General features: G+C 64.8%; 15 protein-coding genes. 10 read left to right on the plus strand and 5 right to left on the minus strand.

Features of this window, described 5'->3' with window-relative positions; translation table 11 throughout:
• Positions 1 to 137 precede the first annotated feature (137 nt).
• A complete protein-coding gene (locus AB8O64_RS23205; protein ID WP_370421110.1) occupies positions 138 to 707 on the plus strand; it encodes a DUF4245 domain-containing protein in 570 nt (189 codons plus the stop codon).
• Between the two features lie 75 nt (positions 708 to 782).
• On the opposite strand, the gene AB8O64_RS23210 is transcribed toward AB8O64_RS23205, so the two are convergent.
• The 4 genes from AB8O64_RS23210 to AB8O64_RS23225 form a co-directional block, all read right to left on the minus strand.
• The gene (locus AB8O64_RS23210; RefSeq protein WP_370421112.1) at positions 783 to 1,373 is read right to left on the minus strand and encodes a malonic semialdehyde reductase; all 591 of its coding nucleotides are present in this window, start codon (positions 1,371 to 1,373) and stop codon (positions 783 to 785) included.
• 167 nt (positions 1,374 to 1,540) lie between these two features.
• Positions 1,541 to 1,807 carry an exodeoxyribonuclease VII small subunit gene (locus AB8O64_RS23215; RefSeq protein ID WP_370421114.1) on the minus strand — a complete coding sequence of 89 codons (267 nt, stop codon included), beginning with the start codon at positions 1,805 to 1,807 and terminating at the stop codon, positions 1,541 to 1,543.
• A 10-nt stretch (positions 1,808 to 1,817) separates the two neighbouring features.
• Positions 1,818 to 3,053 (minus strand): exodeoxyribonuclease VII large subunit, encoded by a 1,236-nt coding sequence (gene xseA / locus AB8O64_RS23220; RefSeq protein ID WP_370421116.1) that lies wholly within the window; start codon positions 3,051 to 3,053, stop codon positions 1,818 to 1,820.
• A 187-nt stretch (positions 3,054 to 3,240) separates the two neighbouring features.
• Entirely contained in the window at positions 3,241 to 4,593 is a 1,353-nt protein-coding gene (locus AB8O64_RS23225) for an APC family permease (protein WP_370421117.1), read from the minus strand.
• Between the two features lie 96 nt (positions 4,594 to 4,689).
• On the opposite strand from AB8O64_RS23225, the gene AB8O64_RS23230 reads away from it, so the two are divergent.
• Positions 4,690 to 5,712: a 4-hydroxy-3-methylbut-2-enyl diphosphate reductase gene (locus AB8O64_RS23230; RefSeq protein WP_370423946.1), complete on the plus strand. Its 1,023-nt coding sequence runs from the start codon at positions 4,690 to 4,692 to the stop codon at positions 5,710 to 5,712.
• 69 nt (positions 5,713 to 5,781) lie between these two features.
• Positions 5,782 to 6,546 (plus strand): polyphosphate--glucose phosphotransferase, encoded by a 765-nt coding sequence (gene ppgK, locus AB8O64_RS23235; protein WP_370421118.1) that lies wholly within the window; start codon positions 5,782 to 5,784, stop codon positions 6,544 to 6,546.
• On the opposite strand, the gene AB8O64_RS23240 is transcribed toward ppgK, so the two are convergent.
• Positions 6,443 to 7,057: a DUF6542 domain-containing protein gene (locus AB8O64_RS23240; protein ID WP_370421120.1), complete on the minus strand. Its 615-nt coding sequence runs from the start codon at positions 7,055 to 7,057 to the stop codon at positions 6,443 to 6,445. The two genes, ppgK and AB8O64_RS23240, sit on opposite strands and share 104 nt — an antisense overlap.
• 230 nt (positions 7,058 to 7,287) lie before the next feature.
• Between AB8O64_RS23240 and ychF the strand changes: the two genes are divergently transcribed.
• The 7 genes from ychF to AB8O64_RS23275 all read left to right on the plus strand — a co-directional run bounded on the left by ychF (position 7,288) and on the right by AB8O64_RS23275 (position 19,107).
• Positions 7,288 to 8,376 carry a redox-regulated ATPase YchF gene (gene ychF / locus AB8O64_RS23245; RefSeq protein WP_370421121.1) on the plus strand — a complete coding sequence of 363 codons (1,089 nt, stop codon included), beginning with the start codon at positions 7,288 to 7,290 and terminating at the stop codon, positions 8,374 to 8,376.
• A gap of 735 nt (positions 8,377 to 9,111) precedes the next feature.
• Positions 9,112 to 11,547, plus strand: coding sequence for an N-6 DNA methylase (locus AB8O64_RS23250; protein ID WP_370421123.1), 2,436 nt, complete (start codon positions 9,112 to 9,114; stop codon positions 11,545 to 11,547).
• Complete coding sequence (locus AB8O64_RS23255) at positions 11,544 to 12,713, plus strand: restriction endonuclease subunit S (protein ID WP_370421124.1); 1,170 nt, start codon at positions 11,544 to 11,546, stop codon at positions 12,711 to 12,713. The genes AB8O64_RS23250 and AB8O64_RS23255 overlap by 4 nt, the downstream gene beginning before the upstream one ends.
• Positions 12,710 to 15,802: a type I restriction endonuclease subunit R gene (locus tag AB8O64_RS23260; protein ID WP_370421125.1), complete on the plus strand. Its 3,093-nt coding sequence runs from the start codon at positions 12,710 to 12,712 to the stop codon at positions 15,800 to 15,802. The genes AB8O64_RS23255 and AB8O64_RS23260 overlap by 4 nt, the downstream gene beginning before the upstream one ends.
• Complete coding sequence (locus tag AB8O64_RS23265; protein WP_370421127.1) at positions 15,789 to 16,511, plus strand: M48 family metallopeptidase; 723 nt, start codon at positions 15,789 to 15,791, stop codon at positions 16,509 to 16,511. Before AB8O64_RS23260 ends, AB8O64_RS23265 begins: the two co-directional genes overlap by 14 nt.
• 197 nt (positions 16,512 to 16,708) lie before the next feature.
• The gene (locus AB8O64_RS23270) at positions 16,709 to 18,235 is read left to right on the plus strand and encodes an AAA family ATPase (RefSeq protein ID WP_370421129.1); all 1,527 of its coding nucleotides are present in this window, start codon (positions 16,709 to 16,711) and stop codon (positions 18,233 to 18,235) included.
• A 20-nt stretch (positions 18,236 to 18,255) separates the two neighbouring features.
• Positions 18,256 to 19,107, plus strand: coding sequence for an HNH endonuclease (locus AB8O64_RS23275; protein ID WP_370421130.1), 852 nt, complete (start codon positions 18,256 to 18,258; stop codon positions 19,105 to 19,107).
• The last annotated feature ends 417 nt before the right edge of the window (positions 19,108 to 19,524 follow it).

The raw sequence follows: 19,524 nt of genomic DNA on the forward strand, positions 1-19,524 counted from the left end.
AGATGACGCGCGACACGCATCCGCCACGCCGTCGGCCCTCGTCAGCCCTCGTCCGGCCTCGCCGGGCCGGCCGTCGCCGGGCGCCCGGCCGGGCACCGCCGTCAAGATCGGCGGGGGCATGGGGGACGATAGGGGGCGTGGCAGGTAGGAACGGTAAGACGCAGACCATCCGGAACATGATGCTGTCGATGGCGGTGGTCATCCCCGTGGCGGTAGTCAGTTATCTCTTCATCCCGCACAACGAGGACCACGACCCCATCAAGACGGTCGGTTACCACGTGGAGCTGGACCAGGCCCGGCGTGCGGCGCCGTACGCGGTGGCCGCCCCCGAGGGGCTCGACAAGGACTGGCGCGCGACCTCGGTGTCGTACCAGGCGCGCACCGAGGACGGTTCGGTCTGGCACCTGGGTTTCCTCGACCCGCAGCGGCAGTACGTCGCGGTCGAGCAGAGCGACGGTCCGGCACGCGGTTTCATCAACACGGTCAGCCAGCGTGCCGAGAAGACCGGCAAGACGGAGCGGGTGGGGAACGCCACCTGGCAGCGCTACGAGGGCGAGAAGTACAACGCCCTGGTGCGCGAGGAGCGCGGGGTGACCACCGTGGTCACGGGCACCGCCTCGCACGAGCGGCTCGTGGAGATGGCCGCCGCGCTCAAGGCCGAGAAGGCCCCGAAGGCCGGGGCATCGAGCTCCGGTCCTTCGAACTGAGCGCGACGGCCAACGGCCCGTCCGCCTGGGGGGGGGTAGGCGGACGGGCGCGGGTCTGCCGTCGGGGGGAGACGGTCAGACGGTCGTGACGACCTGGTCGTAGGCCAGGCGCGGCGAGCGGGGGTGGCTGGCGTCGACGCCCGGCTTGCCGATGTTGACCACCATCAGCGGCGTGTGGTCGTCGTCCAGGAACTCCTTCTGGACGCCGGCGAAGTCGAAGCCGGTCATCGGGCCCGCGGCCAGACCGGCGGCGCGGATGCCCAGGATGAAGTAACCGGCCTGGAGGGCGCCGTTCAGCGCGGCGGAGCCCTCGCGGGCGGGGCGCTCGGAGAAGAAGACGTCCTTCGCCTGCGGGAAGTGCGGCATCAGGTGCGGCAGCTCCTCGTGGAACTCGTTGTCCGTGGCGAGGATCGCGACCAGCGGCGCGGTGCGGGTCTTCGGGCGGTTGCCCTCGGCCATGTGCGACACGAGGCGCTCGCGGGCCTCCTCGGAACGGACCAGCACCACGCGCAGCGGCGTCGAGTTGAACGCGGTCGGCGCGTACTTGACCAGGTCGTAGATGGCCTGGACCTGCTCGTCGGACACCGGCTCGTCGGTGAAGGTGTTGGCCGTGTGAGCCGCTCGGAAGAGCAGGTCCTGGGCGGCGGCGTCGAGTGCGAGAGTCATGCGGGACACACCTTCTGTTGCGAACAGGGTTTCGGGCTGGTGGTGACCACTGTACGCGAGGTGTATGAAGTTTCAACTAAAAATGCGGGGTCCGTGACAGGCCTCACATCCCGCCGGTACGGGCGATCGGCTCTCTTCGGGTCTCTTCGGCTCTTCCCGGGGACCGCTCAGCCGTCCCCGGCGGGCTGCCCGCCCTCGGACTCCGCCAGCGCCGCGTCGAGCCGCGCCCGCGCACCGTCCAGCCAGCGGCGGCACACCTTCGCCAGCGCCTCGCCCCGCTCCCACAGGGCCAGCGACTCCTCCAGCGACGTGCCACCGGCCTCCAGGCGGCGGACGACGTCGATCAGCTCGTCCCGCGCCTGCTCGTACCCCAGGGCATCGTCCCCGGCCCCCTGAGCACCCTCGTTGCCGTCCATCGCACCCGTCTTCGCCATGTGCCCCAGCCTATGCGGGCGGTGTGACGGCGGGGGCCGCGGCAACGGCCCGCACCGTGAACTCGCCCTCCGCGACCCGCGCCCGCAGCTCCTCCTCCGGCGTCACCTCGTCGGCGTCGCGCACCACCGAGCCGTCCGCGTGCTGGAGCACCGCGTAACCGCGCCGCAGGGTCGCCGCCGGGGACAGCGCGACCACGCGCGCCCGGGTGTGCGCCAGCTCGGAGTCCGCCCGGTCCAGCAGGTGCCCGAGCGTGCGCCGGCCCCGGTCCGCGAGCGCGGAGATCTGCTGCTCCCGCTCGTCCACCATCCGCTGCGGCCGCTCCATGCACGGCCGCGCCCGCGCCGCCGCCAGACCGCGCTCCTCGCGGTCCAGGTGCGCGGTGACCGAGCGCAGCGCGCGCTCGCGCAACTGCCCGACCCGGACCAGCTCCTCACCCACGTCCGGCACGACCCGCTTCGCCGCGTCGGTGGGCGTGGACGCGCGCAGATCGGCGACGAGATCGAGCAGCGGCGAGTCCGGCTCGTGGCCGATCGCCGACACCAGCGGCGTCCGGCACGCGGCCACGGTCCGCACGAGCTGTTCGTCCGAGAACGGCAGCAGATCCTCCACGCTGCCGCCGCCGCGGGCCACGATGATCACGTCCACGTCCGGCGCGGCGTCCAGCTCCTCGATCGCCGCCACGACGCCCGGCACGGCGTGCACGCCCTGCACGGGGACGTTGCGCACCTCGAACCGCACGGCGGGCCAGCGGTGCCGGGCGTTCTCCAGCACATCGCGCTCGGCGGCGGACGCCCGCCCGCAGACCAGCCCGATGAGCTGCGGCAGGAACGGCAGCGGCCGCTTGCGGTCGGCGGCGAACAGCCCCTCCGCCGCCAGGGACTTCTTCAACTGCTCCAGCCGCGCCAGCAGCTCCCCGACCCCGACCGGCTTGATCTCGGTCGCCCGCAGCGACAGCGAGCCGCGCGGCGCGTACCACTCGGGCTTGGCGTGCACGACGACGCGCGCGCCCTCCGAGACGACGTCGGCGATCTGGTCGAAGACGCTCCGGTAGCAGGTGACGGACAGGGAGATGTCGTGCGAGGGATCACGCAACGTCAAGAACACGACGCCCGCGCCGGGCCGCCTCGACAGCTGGGTGATCTGCCCCTCCACCCACACGGCACCCAGCCGGTCGATCCAGCCGCCGATCAGCCGGGACACCTGACCGACGGGGATCGGGGCCTCGGGGGACGTGTTGAGAGCCATGGGGGTGAGCGTAGCGCCGGACGGGATCGGTCTCGGTTGAGCTCAGCCACCTCAAGCCCGTCCGGCGCTTGAGGACGCGCCCGTAGGGCGCCCGCCGCCGCAGGCGGCAGGACGGGCCGCAGGCGGCAGGACGGCCCGCAGTCGGCACGACAGCCGGCTCAAGCGCGACCGGCGGCTCAAGGCGGCCTCACTCCGGCGTCGTACGCCGCAGCGCCTGCGCGCCCAACACACCCAAGCCGGCGGCCAGCCACACCGCACCGACGAAGCGGGCCGTGGCCGCCGCCTCGACGACGACCGCGATCGTCACCACCAGCCCCAGCAGCGGCAGCACCACATGCCGTACCGGCCGGAGCGCCCCGCCCTGCTTGCGGACCGCGAACCAGCCGATCACCGACAGGTGCAGCAGCGCGAACGCCACCAGCGCGCCCACGTCCACCACCGACACCAGCCGGTCCAGGCCGTCGTCCCGTCGGGCGGCCCACACCGCCGCCACCAGCGTCACCGCCGCCGCGGCCAGCAGGGCCAGACGCGGCACCCCCGACCCCCGGTCCACCTTCGCCAGAAGGTTCGGCAGCCGCCGCCGGCGGGCCATGGCGAACAGCAGCCGGCCGGCCGCCGCCTGGCCCGCCAGGGCGGCGAAGGCCGCGCCGATCGCCTTGCTGACGGCCACCAGGTCGTGCAGCCAGGTCCCCGTCGCCGAGTCCACCGTGTCGTAGAACGCCGACCCCTGGTTCTCCGGCTTCGCCGCCAGCTCCGCCGGTGACATCGGTGCGAGCAGGGCGGCGAGGTACGTCTGCGCGACGAACAGCACGCCCGCCACCACCAGACACGTCAGCACCGCTCGGGCCACCCGCTCCGAACCGCCCGTCGCCTCCTCCGCGAAGGAGGCGATCGCGTCGAAGCCCAGATAGGAGAGCACCGCGACGGACACCGCCCCCAGCACGGCCGTCGTGGAGAAGCCGCCCTCGCCGGTCAGCGGTGACAGCCAGCCGCGCCGCGCCCCGTCCTGGGCCAGCGCGACGACCGCGGCGACCAGGAAGACCAGCAGCACGACGATCTCCATGGCCAGCACCAGGAAGCCGACCAGCGCCGCGGCCCGTACGCCCGACAGGTTCAGCGCGGTCGTCACGACCACGGCGATCGCCGTCCACACCCACTGGTGGACGCTCGGCACCAGTGCGTGCATCGCGATGCCGGAGAAGAGATACGCGACCGCCGGGATCAGCAGGTAGTCCAGCATCGCCATCCACCCGGCGATGAACCCGGCGCCCTCGCCGAGCCCCAGGCGCGCGTACGCGAACACCGACCCCGCCTGCGGGGCGACCCGCACCATCTGCGCGTACGAGAACGCCGTGAAGGCCATCGCGACCGTCGCCACGAGATAGACCAGCGCGACGGCCCCGTGCGACTTCGCGTCCAGCGTGCCGAAGACACCGACCGGCGCCATGGGGGCGATGAAGAGCAGGCCGTAGACGACGAGGTCCCGGAAGGACAGCGTCCGGCGCAGCGTGCCGCCGCCTTCGGAGGGTGGTGCGGACATGGAGGCCCCCTCGCTGGTGCGGCGGATCGTTCCCCCAGCTTCGGCCACCACGCCGGTCCGCCCGGCCGGGACGCGCCGGTGGGCCGGGCCCGTACGATGGACGGCATGACTGCTACGCCCGCCCGTAAGGTCCTGCTCGCCGCCCCCCGTGGCTACTGCGCGGGTGTCGACCGCGCCGTGATCGCCGTCGAGAAGGCCCTGGAGCAGTACGGTGCGCCGGTCTATGTGCGCCACGAGATCGTGCACAACAAATACGTGGTCAAGACCCTCGAGAAGAAGGGCGCCATCTTCGTCGAGGAGACGGCAGAGGTCCCCGAGGGCAACATCGTGATCTTCTCGGCGCACGGTGTCGCGCCGGTCGTCCACGACGAGGCCGCCCGCGGCAAGCTCGCCACGATCGACGCCACGTGCCCGCTGGTCACCAAGGTGCACAAGGAAGCCGTCCGCTTCGCCAACGAGGACTACGACATCCTCCTCATCGGCCACGAGGGCCACGAGGAGGTCATCGGCACCAGCGGCGAGGCCCCGGACCACATCCAGCTCGTCGACGGCCCCAAGGACGTCGCCAACGTGGAGGTCCGCGACGAGTCCAAGGTCGTCTGGCTCTCCCAGACCACCCTCTCCGTCGACGAGACGATGGAGACCGTGGACGCGCTGAAGACCAAGTTCCCGCAGCTCATCAGCCCGCCCAGCGACGACATCTGCTACGCCACGCAGAACCGTCAGACGGCGGTCAAGCAGATGGGCGCGGACGCCGACCTCGTGATCGTCGTCGGCTCCAAGAACTCCTCCAACTCGGTCCGTCTCGTCGAGGTGGCCCTCGGCGCGGGCGCCCGCGCCGCCCACCTGGTGGACTTCGCCGACGAGATCGACGAGGCGTGGCTGGAGGGCGTGCAGACGGTCGGTGTGACCTCCGGCGCGTCGGTGCCCGAGATCCTCGTCGAGGGCGTCCTGGAGTGGCTCGCCGAGCGCGGCTACGCCGACGTCGAGGTCATCACGGCCGCCAAGGAGTCCATCACCTTCTCGCTCCCCAAGGAGCTGCGCCGGGACCTGCGGGCCGAGGCGGCGGAGCTTTCGACTGAGTCGTCCGGGTCGTCCGACTCGTCCGGTACTGCCTGAGGCCGCCTGAGCCGTCCGCCCGGACCGTACGGGGGGTGTCGCGCGGCGGCACCCCTTAGCGTGGTCGTCATGGACGTATTCGGCGTGGACATCGGCGGATCGGGCATCAAGGGCGCACCGGTCGATCTGGCCAGGGGCGAGCTGGCGGAGGAGCGTTTCAAGGTCCTCACCCCCCATCCGGCGACCCCGGACGCGGTGGCGGACTGTGTCCGCGAGGTCGTGGAGCACTTCGGCTGGTCCGGCGGTTCGATCGGGGCGACCTTCCCCGGAGTGGTGGTCGACGGGACGACGCGCACGGCCGCGAACGTCTCCAAGGACTGGATCAACCGGGACGCGGCGGCCCTGCTGGGCGAGCGGCTCGGGGCGCCGGTGACGCTGCTGAACGACGCGGACGCCGCCGGGCTCGCCGAGATGCACTACGGCGCGGGCCGCGGCCGCAAGGGCACCGTCATCGTCCTCACCTTCGGCACGGGCATCGGCAGTGCCGTCTTCATCGACGGCAGGCTCGTGCCCAACACGGAGCTCGGCCATCTGGAGCTGCGCGGGCACGACGCGGAGACGCGCGCCTCGACGCGGGTCAAGGAGGACAAGGGCCTGAGCTGGGAGCGCTGGGCCAAGCGGGTCGAGCGGTATCTGCTGCACGTCGAGAATCTCTTCTCGCCCGAGCTCTTCGTGATCGGCGGTGGCGTCAGCCGCAAGGCGGACAAGTTCCTGCCGCTGATCAAGGGGGTCAGCGCGGAGATCGTTCCCGCCCGGCTGGAGAACAGTGCGGGGATCGTGGGGGCCGCGATGGCCGCTTCCGCTGCCGGTTCCGCTCCCGCCTTCGCGCTCTGATCAGCGCGATCCTGCGGACCAGGGCGATCAGCGCGGCCAGTAGGGTGCCGGCGTAGAGCCACCCGGCGTTCAGTGACAGCAGGGTGATCAGCCCCATGAGCTGGGTGCCGAAGCCGCCCCCGCCGCCGCTGATCGGCACCCCGCCGACGGCGTACGCGATGGGCGCGCTGATCGGCGCGGTGACCAGATCGGCGGGCCGGACCCACAGCGCGCAGGCCGCGCTGCCGATGATGAAGAACACGCCGTAGACGGCGGGGGAGCCGTCCAGCAGCGCCGCGTCGCCCGCGCCGATGGCCAGCATCCCGAGCGCGGTGAGCAGCCCGCTGCCGAGCCCCGTCAGCCGGGCCGCGGGCATCCGCTCCAGCGCCTGCCGCAGCGGCGGCAGCTTGGGCCCGGGCCCCGACCGGTAGACGGTCGCGTGCTCGCCCTGTCCTACGGGGGCAGCGGGGCGCGGCACGGGGGGCGTGCGGCGGGCCTTGCGCTGCGGGGTATGTGTGCTGGGTTGCTCCACCCGACCAAAGTAGGTCGGGAAGCGGGAGGAATCCGGCGTTGGACACGCGCTTTGAGCCACCTTGCCCAAGCGTTCGAAGGACTGCCCGTTCGGGGCGGGGTCGCGGCGCGGACCCGTAGACTGGTTGACCGGCCCCGCCGGGGGCCGGGACCCTTTACACCATTCCCGGACGACGCACGGCGAACCGCCGCCCGCGCCGCTACGGGAATCTCGCTACGGGAAGTCGCCACGTGTCGCTCACGATCGGAATCGTCGGTCTGCCGAATGTCGGCAAGTCGACCCTGTTCAACGCCCTGACCAAGAACGACGTACTGGCGGCCAACTACCCGTTCGCCACCATCGAGCCCAATGTCGGTGTCGTCGGTGTCCCCGACCCCCGGCTGCAGAAGCTCGCGGAGATCTTCGGTTCGCAGAAGATCCTCCCCGCCACGGTCGACTTCGTCGACATCGCGGGCATCGTGCGCGGCGCCTCGGAGGGCGAGGGCCTGGGCAACAAGTTCCTCGCGAACATCCGTGAGTCCGACGCGATCTGCCAGGTCATCCGCGCCTTCAAGGACGAGAACGTCGTCCACGTCGACGGCAAGGTCTCGCCCAAGGACGACATCGAGACCATCAACACCGAGCTGATCCTCGCGGACCTCCAGTCCGTCGAGAAGGCCGTCCCGCGCCTGACCAAGGAGTCCCGCCTCCAGAAGGAGAAGGTCGCGGTCCTGGCCGCCGTGGAGTCCGCCCGGAAGATCCTCGAGTCCGGCCAGACGCTCTTCTCGGCCGGCATCACCAAGGGCACCGAGCAGGGCGACCTGCTGCACGAGCTGCACCTGCTGACCACCAAGCCGTTCCTCTACGTCTTCAACGTCGACGAGGACGAGCTGGTCGACGAGGACTTCAAGAACGAGCAGCGCGCCCTGGTCGCCCCGGCCGAGGCGATCTTCCTCAACGCGAAGATCGAGTCCGAGCTGATCGAGCTGGACGACGACGAGGCGCTGGAGCTCCTGCAGTCCATGGGCCAGGAGGAGCCCGGCCTGGCCACCCTCGGCCGCGTCGGCTTCGACACCCTGGGCCTGCAGACCTACCTGACGGCAGGCCCGAAGGAAACCCGCGCCTGGACCATCAAGAAGGGCGCCACGGCCCCCGAGGCGGCCGGTGTCATCCACACCGACTTCCAGAAGGGCTTCATCAAGGCCGAGGTCATCTCCTTCGACGACCTGATCGAGACCGGCTCGGTAGCCGAGGCCCGCGCGAAGGGCAAGGCCCGCATGGAGGGCAAGGAGTACGTGATGGCGGACGGCGACGTGGTGGAGTTCCGCTTCAACGTTTAATTGAAGTTCAACTAAATTCCTCGTTCGATAAAACATCAGGTCAAGAGGGGTCCGCCAATCCAAGACGGGCCCCTCTTGCGGCCCCACCGAAGGTCGGACGGCGCTTTAGTGCTGGATGCTGTCCCGGGCGGCCGGATCTGACCACCTGTTGGTACCTGCGGCCCCCCGGGATGCTGTCCCGTGCTGACATCGTGCTTTGCAGTTCCTGCAGTTCCCAAGGCCGAGCTCGCAGAGCTATGGAGACGCTGTGTCAACCCGGCCCCGGGTCAGATTCCACCCGAACTTCGACCTCATCAGCAGTGCCGTACGACCGCCGGCTGGCCAGGCCGAGGGTTGATGCAGGCGGACGCTGGGGCATGTGTAGCGCGGAACATGAAGAGTTACACCTCATGGCGGGAGAGCGGCCGCCTGGCCCAGCCGGACCACCACTCACACTGCGGCCCACGTCCCTCGATCAGAGGCTGACCACCACACCTTGGGTCAGTGAAGGCGGCTCGTCCAACTCATTGCATGTGACACGGACTCTGTCATGAGTGCCGCGGTCTAACGGCACCCTGCGTGAGAACCCGGCGCTATGGTTGGTGCACTTAGCTTGGGTTTTGCCTCTAGTGGCAAGGCTGTCGCGCACTGACATACGAAGGATGGGCGCCGAAGAATGGACAGGTCGCACGTACACCTCACCGCGGGGTCGCGGTCAGGCTCTGGGCTCGGCGCTGGCAAGGGGGTGGCGTGCTAGTGGCCCTCAAGAAGTCGGACCTGTACAGCTCCCTGTGGCGGAGCTGCGACGAACTGCGTGGCGGCATGGATGCTAGCCAGTACAAGGACTACATCCTGACGCTGCTGTTCGTGAAGTACGTGACGGACAAGGCCAAGTCCGATCCGGACTCCTTGATCGACGTCCCCGTCGGCGGATCCTTCGATGACATGGTTGCCCTCAAGGGCCACAAGGAGATCGGCGACCGGATCAACAAGATCATTGGCAAGCTCGCCGAGGCTAACGGACTTGAGAAGGTCATCGACCTGGCCGACTTCAACGACGAGGAGAAGCTCGGCAAGGGCAAGGAGATGCAGGATCGCCTCTCCAAGCTGGTAACGATCTTTGCTGGCCTCGACTTCCGGGGTAGCCGCGCTGAGGGCGATGACCTGCTGGGCGACGCCTACGAGTACCTGATGCGGCACTTCGCAACGGATTCGGGCAAGTCGAAGGGCCAGTTCTACACGCCGGCCGAGGTCTCGCGGGTACTCGCCAAGGTCGTCGGTATTGGAGCGGGCACCCGGCAGGATCACACGGTCTACGACCCCACGTGCGGGTCTGGCTCCTTGCTGCTCAAGGTCGCTGACGAGGCCCCACGCGGCCTTACCATCTACGGCCAGGAGAAGGACAACGCCACCTGGGCGCTGGCCCAGATGAATATGATCCTTCACGGCTACGAGGATCGTGACATCCGCAAGGGTGACACGATTACCAGCCCACAATTCACCCAGAGCGCACGGCTACAGACCTTCGACTTCGCTGTCGCCAATCCGCCGTTCTCGATCAAGTCGTGGAGCAACGGCTTGGAGAACGACTACGGTCGCTTCGAGTTCGGCCGGCCGCCGGAGAAGAACGGTGATTACGCCTTCCTCCTACACATTCTTAAGTCCCTAAAAAGCAAAGGTAAGGCCGCAGTCATCTTGCCGCACGGCGTACTGTTCCGTGGTCACGCCGAGGCCAACATTCGTAAGGAACTGCTGCGCCGTGGCTACATCAAGGGGATCATCGGCCTTCCCGCGAATCTCTTCTACGGTACCGGCATCCCGGCTTGCATCATCATCCTCGACAAGGAGAACGCCCAGGCGCGAACTGGCGCCTTCATGATCGACGCTTCCAAGGGTTTCATGAAGGACGGCAATAAGAACCGCCTCCGCAGCCAGGACATCCACAAGATCGTCGACGTCTTCAACAAGCAGACCGCGATCGAGCGCTACTCGCGGATGGTGCCTCTCCACGAGATCGCCGACCCGAAGAACGACTACAACCTCAACATCCCGCGGTACATCGACTCCTCCGAGCCGGAAGACATCCAGGACCTCCACGCCCACCTTCACGGCGGGATCCCGGACCACGACCTGGACACACTCAACGGGTACTGGGAGGCGTTCCCGAGCCTTCGTGCCACGCTCTTCAAGCCGCGCCGCCCCGGCTACAGTGACCTGGCTGTTGGCCTGGCTGAGGTACAACAGGCCATCCTGGACTCCGATGAGTTCCAGAAGTTCGCTATGGACGTCCGCGGCCAGGTTGACGACTGGTTCGCCGTGCACCGGCCAGTCCTGCAGGCGCTCAACCCGGACACTGTCCCCAAGGATCTGATCGCTGGTATCAGTGACGATCTGCTGGCCCGGTTCAAGAACACCCCTCTGGTCGACGAGTACGACGTCTACGAGCAGCTCATGACCTATTGGCACGGCGTGATGCACGACGACGTCTTCCTCGTCATGAACGATGGGTGGTGTGAGGCGGCGAAGCCCCGCAAGACAATTGAGGATAAGGAGCGCAAGCTCTCCGAGACCCCGGACCTGGTTATTGGCTCCGGGCGCAGCGCCACCAAGTACAAGATGGACCTCATCCCGCCAGCGCTCGTAGTCGCCCGTTACTTTGCGGATGAGCAGACCAAGGTCGACGCATTGCACGCGGCAGCGGACAAGGCAAGCCGCGCTGTCGAGGAGTACATCGAGGAGCACGCCGCGGAAGACAGCCTACTTGCCGAGGCAATGGACGATGGCAAGATCTCCAAGCCGCTTGCTACTACGCGGCTCAAGGTGGCCCGGCATGAGGGAGCTGACGCGGAGGAGCTCAAAGCGCTGCAGCACCTGATCAAGCTGTACAACGGAGAGGCTGTCGCCAAGAGGACCGCCAAGGAAGCCCAGGCCGCCCTCGATCTCGCGACCCTCAAGAAATACGGCGACCTCACCGAGCCTGAGATCAAGCAGCTTGTGCTTGACGACAAGTGGCGAACGACGGTCACCAGTCGCGTGGCGTCTGAGGCTGAGTGGCTCACGCGCGCACTCGTCTCACGGATCCAGCAGCTCGGCGAACGATACGCCGAGACAGTAGGCAGCCTTGACATCGCTCTCGAGATGCTTGGGGCAAAGGTCGTCGGCTGCCTCGCCAACATGGGGATTGAGTCGTGACCGATGGTGAGAGCGCTCGGGTTCAAAGTCTGCCTTGGAGCCGGGTAGCTCTCGACGACGTTGCCACCCGAGGCAGCGGACACACGCCGGATAAGAAGCGTGAGGACTATTGGAACGGTAGTATCCCTTGGGTTTCACTCAAGGACACTTTTAGGCTGGACCAGGGTCTAGTTTCGACAACAACTGAGACCATCACATGTATGGGATTGGCTAACTCGTCAGCAGTGGTCCATTCCAAGGGTTCAGTTGTCCTCCTGCGGGATGCTGGAATCGGGAAGAGCGCCGTCCTCGGGACTGACATGGCTGTCAGTCAACACTTCATGGCCTGGAACTGCGGCCCCCGTCTCGATAACTGGTATCTTTATTACTATCTCCAGTATATGAAGCCTGAGTTGGAGAGAATCTCCAACGGAAGCACGATCAAGACCATTGGGCTCGAATACTTTCGGCAGCTTGAGATTCCACTGCCGCCGATTGAAGAGCAGCGCCTGATCGCCCAGGCGCTTCGCGATGCCGATGATCTAATTGTCGCGCTGGAGAGGATGCTTGCCAAAAAGCGGCAGATCAAGCAAGGTGTGATGCAGCAGCTTCTCACCGGTCGTACGCGCCTACCTGGTTTCGCGAAACCCTGGGGAATGAAGCGGCTCGGCGAATTGCTGGCATACGAACAGCCTGGTCGCTATCTAGTCTCGAGTGCAGAGTATAGCGATGTAGGCACGCCGGTTCTGACGGCTGGTAAGACATTTATCCTTGGCCGCACAGCAGAAACGTACGGCATCTACAATGCGGTGCCAGTAATAATCTTCGACGACTTCACGACGGCGTCAAAACTTGTCACATTTCCTTTTAAGGCGAAGTCGTCGGCAATGAAGATCCTGAGTGCTCGCTCGGGCGTAGATCTTCGCTACGCGTACGAACGGATGCAGTTGATCGATTACATTGTTGTCGATCACAAGCGACGTTGGATCGCAGAATACAGCAAGATTGAGGTCGAGGTGCCTGACGAGGACGAGCAGCGCGCAATCGCTTCGATTCTCGACCAGGTAGACATGGAGGTCAACAAACTAGAGGATCGACTCGCCAAGGTTCGCGCTGTTAAGACTGGCCTGATGCAACAACTCCTGACTGGTCGCACTCGCCTTCCCGCTAAGGAGAGTGCAGCATGAGCAACGTCGGTCAGTCGGAGCGCAAAACGCAAGACCGCATCGTAAAGCTGTTCCGAAATTCGTTGGGCTACGAGTACCTCGGCAACTGGGAACGCCGTGCGGAAAACTCCAACGTAGATGTGGAGCTGCTCACTCAAAATCTCCGTGTCCGGGGTTACAGCGACAACATCATCAACAGGGCGATCGACAAGCTGAAGAGTGACGCCTCGCTTGGTGGCGGCCGCGATCTGTACGAGGCGAACCGGGATGTGTATGGACTGCTCCGGTACGGGGTGAAGGTCAAGCCTGGTGCTGGCGAGCAGACGGCGACGGTGAAGCTGGTCGATTGGGAGCACCCCGAAGCCAATCACTTCGCGCTGGCCGAAGAAGTGACGGTGCTGGGGCAGCACACGAAGCGCCCAGACATCGTGCTGTACGTCAACGGCATCGCCTTCGGGACGATCGAGCTCAAGCGCTCGAAGGTCGCCGTCTCTGAAGGCATCCGCCAGAGCATCGGGAACCAGCGTCCCGAGTTCATCCGTTCGTTCTTCACGACGGTGCAGCTCGTCATGGCCGGCAACGACGTGGAGGGGCTGCGTTACAGCGTTATCGATACGCCGGAGAAGTACTGGCTCGCATGGCGTGAACCGTCCGACATCGCCGCCCCCCTCGATCGGTCCTTGACGCAGCTCTGCTCGAAGGGGCGCTTCCTTGAGCTGGTTCACGACTTCATGATCTTCGACGCGGGGCAGAAAAAAACCTGTCGGCACAACCAGTACTTCGGCGTCAAGGCGGCTCAGGAGCGGATCGTCAAGCGCGAGGGCGGCATCATCTGGCATACCCAGGGCTCCGGCAAGTCGTTGACTATGGTGTGGCTGGCTAAGTGGATCCGGGAATCTCAAGTTGGCACAAACCCACGGGTCGTGCTGATCACTGACCGGACCGAACTGGATGATCAGATTCAGAAGGTATTCCAGGGAGCCAAAGAGCCGATATACCGGACCAAGAGCAGTGCTGATCTCCTCGCCACCTTGAATGCGAGCGAAGAGTGGCTGATGTGCTCGCTGGTTCACAAGTTCCGCGGTTCGGAAGACGAGAACGTCCGCGATGAAGTTCAGAGTGAATTTATTCGTGAACTCACAGCGACCGTGCCAAAGGGGTTCCAGGCAAAGGGTAACCTATTCGTCTTTGTTGACGAAGCCCACCGTACTCAGTCGGGCAAGATGCACGACGCCATGAAAGCAATTATGCCTGGCGCCATGTTCATCGGCTTCACCGGCACACCTCTCCTCAAAGAGGACAAGGACACCACTGTCCAGCGGTTCGGCAGCTTTATTCACACCTATAGGTTCAACGAGGGAGTTGCCGATGGTGTCGTGCTCGACTTGCGCTACGAGGCTCGCAACATCGATCAGGACCTGACCTCACCAACGAAGGTCGACCAGTGGTTTGAGGCCAAGACCCGCGGCATGACGGACCTTTCGCGCGCCGAGCTCAAGAAGCGCTGGGGCACCGTGCAGAAGGTCGCCAGCTCGGAACCGCGAGCTCGAGAGATAGTCAACGACATCCTGTTCGACATGGAGACCAAGCCGCGGTTGATAGATGGCCGAGGCAATGCCATGCTCGTCAGTCAGAGTATCTACCAGGCGTGCAAGTTCTACGAGCTTTTCATTCAGGCCGGGTTCAAGGGCAAGTGCGCCATCATCACGTCGTACACACCGCAGGCGAGTCACATCGCCAAGGAAGACTCAGGCCACGGCGCGACCGAGCGCCTGCGCCAGTACGAGACCTACCGGCAGATGCTCGCGGATCACTTCAACGAGCCCGCAGACAAGGCGATGGGTAAGGTCGAGCAGTTCGAGAGGGACGTCAAGTACCGTTTCATCAATGATCCGGCCCAGATGCGGCTGCTCATCGTCGTTGACAAGCTCCTGACCGGATTCGACGCCCCGAGTGCGACGTACTTGTACATCGACAAGAAGATGCAGGACCATGGCCTGTTTCAGGCGATCTGTCGAGTCAACCGCCTCGACGGCGAAGATAAAGACTACGGCTATATCGTCGACTATCGAGACTTGTTCAACTCCCTTGAGTCCGCGATCAAGGACTACACCAGTGCTGCTCTGCAGGGTTACGACAAGAAGGACATCGAGGGGCTGCTGCCGGACCGGCTCGAGAAGGCCCGTGATGACCTCGATGAGACTCTAGAGAAGATCCGAGCGCTCTGCGAGCCGGTCGGACCACCAAAGAACACCCTCCAGTACCAGCAGTATTTCTGCGCTCGGGAGCAAGGCGACGCCGAGCAGCTCAAGGCCAACGAACCCAAGCGGGTTGAACTTTACAAGTCTGTGGCGGCCGTGACCCGCGCGTACGGCAACCTCGCCAACGAAATGCGAGCCGCTGGGTACAAAGACACTGAAGCTGCAGCGATCAAGGAAGAGATAGCTCACTACGCCAACGTGCGTGAAGAGGTAAAGCTCGGTGCTGGCGAGAATGTTGACTTCAAGCAGCACGAAGCCGGCATGCGACACCTATTGGACACGTACATCAGCGCTAGTCCCTCCGAGGTGATCTCTGACTTCCAGGAAACTGGGCTGGTTCAGTTGATCGTCGAGATGGGAGCCGGTGCGCTCGACAAGCTTCCTGAGGGTATCAAGAAGGACCCGGAAGCGGTGGCGGAAACGATCACCAACAATATGCGCACGGTGATCATTGACGAGCGCCCGATGAACCCCAAGTACTACGACAAAATGTCGGAGCTGCTCGACGCCATACTCGAGGAACATCGGCAGGGTGTTCTGGACTACAAGGAGTATCTCGGGAAGCTCCTGGAGCATGCGTCCAAGCTCGGCCAGGGCGAGTCAGATACCCAGTACCCGGAGTGGGCTGACAATGGTGCTCGCCGTGCTCTGATTGATTTCTTCGGTCCGTCACCGGACCTGGCCGTGGTTGTGGACACCACCATTCTCCATACCAAGCCCGACTCGTGGGTGGGTAACACGATGAAGGAAAAGAAGGTCAGGCGCGCTCTCGCTCAGAAATTGGCTGCCGACTTCGACCAGCTTGATGAGCTAATGGAATTGCTGAAGGCACGTCATGAGTACCGCTAGTGCCTCTCTCAACGTCCGTGGCATCGATGTTGACATCATTTACAAGAACATCAAGAACCTGCACATCGGTGTCTACCCACCGCTGGGGCGCGTCCGTGTAGCAGCGCCGCACCAGCTTGACGATGAGCAGGTGCGGCTCGCTGTAATCCAACGCCTACCGTGGATCAAGGAGCAGCGGGAGCGGTTTAGATCTGCCGAGCGGCAGTCCACGCGAGAGATGGTCACAGGCGAGTCCCACTATGTGTGGGGCGTTCGTCGCAGGATGAAGGTCGTGGAGCGTCCCGGGCGGGCTCACTTCGAACTAGACGGCGAGAGGCTGCTGCTGTACGTCCCGGCCGGCACAACAGCTGAACGGCGACGGGACTTGCTGGACCGCTGGTATCGGGAGCAGCTTCGACATGTGCTCCCGGGTCTGATTTCCAAGTGGGGAGCCGTCCTCGAAGTTTCTGTGCCGCTGTGGAATATCAAGCGAATGAAGACCAAGTGGGGCTCGTGTAATCGCGAGAGCGGGCGCATCTGGTTCAACGTCGAGCTTGCTAAGAAGCCTCCGGGCTGCCTCGAGTACATCGTCGTCCACGAGATGACGCACTACCTTGAACGCAACCACGATGAGCGCTTCACCAACCTGATGGAAAGGTTCATGCCGAATTGGCGGACCCTTCGTGACCAGCTAAACGACGCGCCACTCGCAGAGGAAGAGTGGCCCTGAGGAGTGGGATGAAGAGCTCTTTTCGGGGTGAACTCGTGCAAACAGGTCGATAGTGCAGACGGCGGCGTGAGCTGCCAGGCGGGTGCACGTCCTTGAGTCGAAGGCATCGTGATCGTCCTGTCAGAGCGAGGCGATAGGGTCCAATCTCAGTGCGATCGTAGTGCGGGTGTCCGCCGCAGATCCGGAGGCTCGACCCGGTGAAGTTCATTGTCCTGCCCCAAAACACGCCGGTGCGCTCGGGCCCCGAAGCTGTGGTCCTAGTAGCCGATGACTGGGATGACTTCGGCTACCGCACCAGCTACATGCTCTGGTATAGAGACTCGCAGACGCAGACAAACCTAGGCTTCGTCAAGGTCGCCGTCGCTGGGCAGGAAGACGGCCCCAGCCCCATTCGTTCCGGGGTCTACGATGGCTCGCCACCAGGTGAACTCTTCTCCCTCGGGCAGAGTGATCGCTACTACGACAACATCAAGAAGCTTGGACACGACAGGCGCGAAGAAATCCTCCGAGGGCTTTGTGACGTGGCCTACAACCCCGACCTTCTTGAGACCGCCATGCAGTACTCAGTGACACGCTCATCGCTGTTGCGGACGGTCGAGGAACAGACAGTCAGGGCCCAGTTCAACCGGATCGCACGTGGCGGAGTCCGGCTGACCGAGTATCGATTCCGCTACACAGAACCGCGGCACAGGGCTGAGATCACTCTTGACTTCGAGATCGACCCTGACTCCACGCCGTCTAGCAACATCCACGTCCTCATCGGTCGCAACGGAGTGGGCAAGACGACCTTGCTTCGGAATCTTGCCGCTGCGGTTGTCTGGCCGGAGCGGCACGCGGAGTTTGGTCGCGTCGATGTGCTCCCGACGCCCACGTCCGCAACCGGCGAGCGGTTCGTGAACGTGGTCTCGGTCACCTTCAGTGCCTTCGATCCCTTCGTCGAAGTAGTCGAGGAGAACGACCCCCGAGCGGTGAAGTACACCTACGTCGGCCTGCAAAGCACCTCGCTCGATGATCCGTCCACCGGCACCCAGCAGCAACGACTGCAAGCGGCCTTCAACGCTGGAATCCATGCCGTCATCAACTCGCGCGACCTCATGCGCTGGCGCGAGGCCATCATGCTGTTGAGTCGCGACCCGCAGTTCGCGAACTCCGCCATCGCGGCCTACGCCCGCGACATACAAGCCGGCATGAAAGTTACGGAATCCCATGTACGGGATCTGACCTCTGCCTTCGGGCGGATGAGCTCAGGTCACGCGATCGTGACGCTGACCATGACACAGCTCGTGCATCTCGTGGCTGAGCAGTCTCTAGTCCTACTGGACGAGCCTGAAGCCCACTTGCATCCGCCGCTGCTGGCTTCCTTCATGCAGGCGCTGTCTAACCTGTTGTCCGCGCGCAACGGAGTCGCAGTAGTTGCCACACACTCGCCCGTCGTACTCCAGACGGTGCCGCAGTCCTGCGTCTACAAGCTCATACGCCGGGGAGAGAGTAGCCGCTCCGAGCGCCCGCTGATTGAGACGTACGGAGAGAACGTGGGAGTGCTGACCCACGAGGTATTCGGGCTGGAGGTGATGGAGTCCGGCTTTTATGCGGAGATCGGCAGAGCGGTGGCCGCACTGGACACATACGAAGAGGTTGTTGCCCACTTCGACGGTAAGCTGGGCGGAGAGGCGAAGGGGTTGGTCCGGATCCTTCTCGCAGAGAAAACGGATGGGCACCTTTGATGTGGCCCCTGAAGGTTCCCATGCGGAAGGCGAGTGACAGCTACCAGGCATGCGTCGCCCGCAGCACCAAGGCGGAAGGCCGGCGTGAGCGGCTGCTTAACGCAGCCGACACTGTGCAGAAGGCTGGCCAGGCGCTGCGTGAGGCCGCGGCTGCCAGGAACCTGCATGACCTTGACACGAAGTGCTTCACGGTTCCCGAGATTACTGGTGCAACCTTCGTGGACTGGGCGTACGAGAACGGCATGCAGACCGTCGGGGGGCGGGTGATACGCGACGAGCTGATGGCCGCTCCACCCAACGAACGATGCCCGTTATGCAGGCAGGGCACCGTCCGGCAGCTTGATCATTTCATGCCGAAGAGCTTCTTCCCCGCGCTGTGTGTAGATCCGCTGAACCTGGTCCCCGTTTGCGAGCGGTGCAATTTGATCAAGGGAAACAAGCGTCCGGACAGCGCCGAGAGCACCCTCCTGCATCCATATCTCGACCGGGTATCCAATGAGAGTTGGCTTGACGCACGCTCGATTCACGATTCGGGCACGGTGCGGCTGCGCTTTTTTGTCAGCCCGCCGGCATCTTGGGATGACACGCTCACTGCGCGGATCAAGAACCACTTCAGGCTCTTCGAGCTGGGGAAGCGCTACGCCATAGAAGCCAATCGCGCGATCTCCGATGTGACGTACGGCGTAGAGAGGCAGCGCAAGCGTGGTGGTGCACGCATGGTCCGTTACTACCTGGAGGACCAAGCGGAAAGCCGGTTCGCCGTAGACCTCAACAGCTGCGAAGGCGTCACATACCGGACACTCGCAGCCGATGACCTCTACTGCGAAGGCCCCTTAATGCAAGACAGTCCCAGCTCAGCGGGCTCACTGTGACCATCCAGGTTGGGTGTCGCCGCGCAGCTCTTGTTGCTCCGGGTTGCTGTTCGGCGACTGGCGTCTCCTGACTCGCGTACGTCGGCACGTAGGAAGCCGTGTTGCCCCCCGCCGTCTGGGAGCAAAGGCCAGATGAGCATGGGGCTGGTTCGGCCTGCGGCTGAAGGGTCACGTGCGTTGAAAAGGGCGGATTAATGACGATCGTCTTGTCCGGTCGTGCGGTGCTGGCGACGATCTTATGCGCTGGGTCTGGCTGCAGATCGGGGACTTGGGTGGCGAGTGTCTTTCCGAGGTGTAAGCGAGACGCCCGGGATCGGAACTATCCGTGTGAGCGTCCAAGGTGCGGCCATTGGTAGGTCGCGTCCGAGGCCTCAGGGAATCCGGCTTCGGCTGGGGCTTTGGAAGCGCCAGGCGGTG

It is taken from the genome of Streptomyces sp. QH1-20 (genome assembly GCF_041283565.1).
GTDB lineage: Bacteria > Actinomycetota > Actinomycetes > Streptomycetales > Streptomycetaceae > Streptomyces > Streptomyces syringius.